The organism is Cyanobacteria bacterium GSL.Bin1, assembly GCA_009909085.1.
In the GTDB taxonomy this organism is placed as follows: domain Bacteria; phylum Cyanobacteriota; class Cyanobacteriia; order Cyanobacteriales; family Rubidibacteraceae; genus Halothece.
Genome location: JAAANX010000087.1, coordinates 1 through 2790 on the forward strand (window position 1 = coordinate 1; position 2790 = coordinate 2790).

Annotated in this window: 5 protein-coding genes and 1 pseudogene; 2 read left to right on the forward strand and 4 right to left on the reverse strand. The window is 39.7% G+C overall.

Features of this window, described 5'->3' with window-relative positions:
• Window positions 1-191 precede the first annotated feature (191 nt).
• Window positions 192-662: pseudogene (locus tag GVY04_11285) on the reverse strand (transposase).
• Window positions 663-997: 335 nt separating this feature from the next.
• Between GVY04_11285 and GVY04_11290 the strand changes: the two are divergent.
• Window positions 998-1147: a hypothetical protein gene (locus GVY04_11290; GenBank protein ID NBD16691.1), complete on the forward strand. Its 150-nt coding sequence runs from the start codon at window positions 998-1000 to the stop codon at window positions 1145-1147.
• 81 nt (window positions 1148-1228) lie between these two features.
• Window positions 1229-1453: a hypothetical protein gene (locus GVY04_11295; GenBank protein ID NBD16692.1), complete on the forward strand. Its 225-nt coding sequence runs from the start codon at window positions 1229-1231 to the stop codon at window positions 1451-1453.
• Here the strand turns inward: GVY04_11295 and GVY04_11300 are convergent.
• The 3 genes from GVY04_11300 to GVY04_11310 all read right to left on the reverse strand — a co-directional run bounded on the left by GVY04_11300 (window position 1419) and on the right by GVY04_11310 (window position 2654).
• Window positions 1419-1949 (reverse strand): IS630 family transposase, encoded by a 531-nt coding sequence (locus GVY04_11300; GenBank protein ID NBD16693.1) that lies wholly within the window; start codon window positions 1947-1949, stop codon window positions 1419-1421. The genes GVY04_11295 and GVY04_11300 overlap by 35 nt on opposite strands.
• A 51-nt stretch (window positions 1950-2000) precedes the next feature.
• Entirely contained in the window at window positions 2001-2267 is a 267-nt protein-coding gene (locus tag GVY04_11305; protein NBD16694.1) for a hypothetical protein, read from the reverse strand.
• Window positions 2268-2429: 162 nt separating this feature from the next.
• The gene (locus GVY04_11310; protein NBD16695.1) at window positions 2430-2654 is read right to left on the reverse strand and encodes a helix-turn-helix domain-containing protein; all 225 of its coding nucleotides are present in this window, start codon (window positions 2652-2654) and stop codon (window positions 2430-2432) included.
• Window positions 2655-2790 lie beyond the last annotated feature (136 nt).

Sequence of the window (2790 nt, forward strand, 5' to 3'; positions counted from 1 at the left end):
AGGCTTTTAGAACTGCGATTACATATCGTTTTGTGAAGTGGCTTCAAGAAAATTGGGATGTATTTGTTGCTTACAAAGCAAGTTTCGGCTATATTTTAGCTTAAACTTCGTTTAAGTCCCGTTATTTGAGAAACAATCAAGGAAATAAAGAAGATAGAATCAAGTAACAGCAGTTGTTTGAGAGATTAAAGTCAATTAGGAACTAACTGAGGAACCATGTAAATTGATTCAGGGATTTTCATTAAGTGTAAAATCTGTCTTTGAAGAGAATTAAGAGAGCTAATTTCAGTAGAGCCATCAGGATGAAGGGACAAAGTTAAATCGTCAAAAGCAGTTAACAACTGTTCTGCGGTGGGACGATTCGTCATGCGTTTGGGATTCCCTGAATCAAGTCCAGAGAGGGACTGCTGAGATTGAGTTAATTGGCGACGAACCACAAATTCCATTAAGGTAAACAGAGTCAGAGCACTGGTGAGCAAAAACATTAACCCTCGAATCCGTTCTTCATCTTGGAAATAGATAGGTAAAGCAGGAAGATGACCTCGTTTAAAACGATGAAAACCCCTCTCAGGCTGCCATTACTCTCGATAAGAATTAACAGCTTCTTCTAAAGAAAGACGGGATTCAGATGCATTGGTAACATATAATCTCCAACCAGCAATGGATTGTTGTTGCGATATCTTTGCCTGACAACGTTGATAATTCAGAGAAAAAGTAGTCTGACGAACACGACGGGAAGCACGATTATCTCCTCCGCGACCAGCACCTTGATCGACTTTTTGATAGCTGATCTTCTTCTCAATCGAAGTGACGATCTGCCCGGAAACTCGATAACGTTTCAGAACACTCTCGACTTTAGTTTGTAGAATCACTTCCTCTTGGGGTGGCTTTTGAGCCAGTGCAGCGCGGTAGAAGTAACTGACCACTAAAGTTGAACCAAAATCAATGCTTCGAGCATTCGCTAACTGGTCAACTATTTTCGCCAGGCTGCACTAGATTGTCAGAACATTTAGAGAAAGAAACAGGAATTAGATTAAGTAGTGAGCAAGTCAGGAGAATATTAAAAGCAAAAAAGTACGCTTACCATTGGGCAAAATACAGTCTGGAAGACAAACAAGACAAGGAAAAAAGAAAAGCCTTTAAATAAAAATTATCAGGATATATTGAAGCTAGTGAAAAACAGCCAAACCAGATCCAGGTATGGTTTTGGGATGAATCGGGATTTAGCATGAGAGTCATCAGGAGAAAAAGTTGGCGACGGATTGGGAAAAAGAAAAAAGTAACGGGACAAAGAAGAAAAGGAAGAGTGAATGTGATGGGAGGATTAAGATATAGCGACAAAAAAAGAATCTGCTATTTTATTGAGAAAGGAGAAAGCGAAACATTTTATAATAAGATAAGTAACTTATACGAAATCCCTAAATGCCTGCTACAAATAGAGCCTCTAATATAAAATCCCATCCGGTTACAGAAGCAACCACCGAAGGGGTTAAATTTGATAGAACTTGAGCCAGTTTTTTCCTCAGCTCGTCAAGATGATCAAAAAGTTCCCACTTCAATTGTTTTTTAATTTCTTTCCATAGCCTTTCAATCGGATTAATTTCTGGACAATAGGGAGGTTGAAACAGGAGAATAATATTTTCAGGAATCTCTAACTCTGACCAAGTATGTAAATGACCATTATCTACCTGAATCATATGTAAATCATTGGGATACCGAGCAGAAAACCATCTTAAATACTCCTGAAAGCAGACCCCATCAACATGAGAAAATTCCGCAAAAAAACTTTCTCCTGTCTTGGGTTCAATTAGCCCGTATAACCAAAAATAATCAAAGCACCACTGTTCGGTTCCAATTGGCTGAATTCCTTTTCCTGTAAGTTTTCTTGCCCAAAGTGTAATTAAGCCTAGTCGTGATTCATCCTCACACTCTTTTTTTGATATTTGGATATTTTTTCACTTTTTCTGGTTCAGATTCTAACTGGCTAGCAATTTCTTCACTCAGTTGGCTTGGTGCGCGTTCCAGCCGGAATCGCATTCCGGCTGGGTCGCATCCACTTTTTTAAAGTGATTGACCGCTCCTTCTCGCTGTTTAATATGAACCGGACGAGGGACTTTTAGCTTGGATTTTAATTGATAACGAATCAAATTATGCACTCCACCATAGCTCATCTCAACATCTTCCATGACTTTGAGCCATCTTTGCACTTCTTTGTAACTAGAAAATCCTTCGGGATCGTTTAACTCAAGGAATGAACCCGAATGCATTCGGGTTCACAAGCCTTGAGCGTTGCTCAATGAGAATTTTCTCTTTGAGTTCAGGAGTCACCTCACTTTTGCGACCGGAACTTTTCCCTTTGAGTAATCCAAGAAAATGATCATCCAGTAGCTATAGGCTGCTTAGGGAAATTTCAAGACATTATGGATGGTTTATTTGTTGCAGCACTCTTTATGAAGTAAGCTCTTCATCCCTCCTTGGTGATATCGCGAGAGCCATCGAGAAATGGTTGTTCGATGTCTACCGACTAGGGAGGCGATCGCGCCAGTACTTTCAACTTGCTTAGTCTTGAGCCAATAGAGAGCTTGTATTCTTTCTTTAACCTCTTGATTGTCCTCCTGCTTGAGTAATTCCAGCAGTTCCGACTTTGACTCCAAAATCTCGATTTTGATGATTCCGCCCTACATTCAGCAGGTTCCTTAACAAAGGAAATAATATTTTTGACAGGCTGAACCGAGGAAGCGCAAAATGTGTTTTTGTGAATCGTTCAACTTAATTGACCACTTTCGACCC